Origin of the sequence: Halorubrum distributum JCM 13561 (genome assembly GCF_000337395.1) — an archaeon.
In the GTDB taxonomy this organism is placed as follows: Archaea; Halobacteriota; Halobacteria; order Halobacteriales; family Haloferacaceae; genus Halorubrum; species Halorubrum distributum.
Genome location: NZ_AOJF01000062.1, coordinates 1 through 1,230, shown reverse-complemented (window position 1 = coordinate 1,230; position 1,230 = coordinate 1). Strand labels below are relative to the sequence as shown.

Below are 1,230 nucleotides of genomic sequence, written 5' to 3'. Positions count from 1 at the left end.
CGCCTTGTACGCCCTGTCGCTCGATCGCCAGCTGATTTCAGGCCCTATTGCACCGCCCTTCTCGGGGTGCTTTTCAGCGTTCGCTCACGCTACTTGTTCGCTATCGGTCTCGAGGAGTGTTTAGCCTTCTCAGGGGATGCCTGAGATGTTCACAGAGGATATCCGACCCCTGCTACTCTGGATTTGACGCCATCCGTACTGCTCTCTCATACGGGGTTGTCACCCTGTTTCACGCTCCGTTCCAGGAGACTTCTGAGAGAGTGTCGAGATTTGGTTGTCAACCCGAACACCACATTGGTCCGAAGACCTTCGGTTTGGGCTGTGTCGCGTTTACTCGCGGTTACTGACGACATCGCTGTTGCGTTCTTTTCCTGCCCTTACTGAGATGTTTCAATTCAGGGCGTTCCCTATTGCGCGTGGCAATTGTTGAACGGATTCCGATTGGGAGATCTCGTGTTCTTTCCCTCCATGCGGGTCCCACGAGCTTTTCGCAGCTTGGCACGTCCGTCGTCGGCTCTCGAGCCGAGCCATTCACCAGCTGGCACAGTAGCCAGTAGTGTGTCAGCCAACTCTCCNGAAGAGAGTGCTGACGGTGTCAAGTGACATAGTGTCACCCGACTGTATATGGTTCACTGACGTTCCACGAACTCGGATGAGTTCAGTGGACGTCTGGATCGCACGTATACACGGTTGTCATTGAATCGCCCCGGGGGTGACGGGGCGTTCGTCGAACCCTTCCCATCCGCGGTTTCCCGGGATGGTGCATCGGTCGTCGTGTCCGAACCGAGTCGCGTCTCCCACTTAAGGGGACGGATTCGCTTCGGACGGACATGGACTCACTGGGATTCGAACCCAGGGCATCCTCCTTGCAAGGGAGGCACTCTACCGCTGAGCTATGAGCCCACCTTCCCTGACGGGAAGGTCTGGTGTGTNGATTCGAACCCAGGGCATCCTCCTTGCAAGGGAGGCACTCTACCGCTGAGCTATGAGCCCACCTTCCCTGACGGGAAGGTCTGGTGTGTTGGGTGAGCCGTGGTCGTTCTAGGGTGTCCAAGCCGGTGGGTGGGCGGACGGGACACAGGCCAATGCGAATGAGTAGTGACCGTCGTGGTGACGGTCTAAGGTGAGCTCGCCCAGGGGGCGAGTCTCGGGTCGGTGGAGGTGATCCAGCCGCAGATTCCCCTACGGCTACCTTGTTACGACTTAAGCCCCCTTGCGAAGCCCAGATTC

General features: G+C 57.8%; 1 tRNA gene and 2 rRNA genes. All 3 read right to left on the bottom strand.

Annotated elements, in window-relative coordinates:
• A 23S ribosomal RNA gene (locus tag C470_RS16235) occupies nt 1-559 on the bottom strand; the annotation flags it as partial.
• 272 nt (nt 560-831) lie between these two features.
• Nucleotides 832-903: transfer RNA gene (locus C470_RS15080), tRNA-Ala, on the bottom strand.
• A 253-nt stretch (nt 904-1,156) separates the two neighbouring features.
• A 16S ribosomal RNA gene (locus C470_RS15075) occupies nt 1,157-1,230 on the bottom strand; the annotation flags it as partial.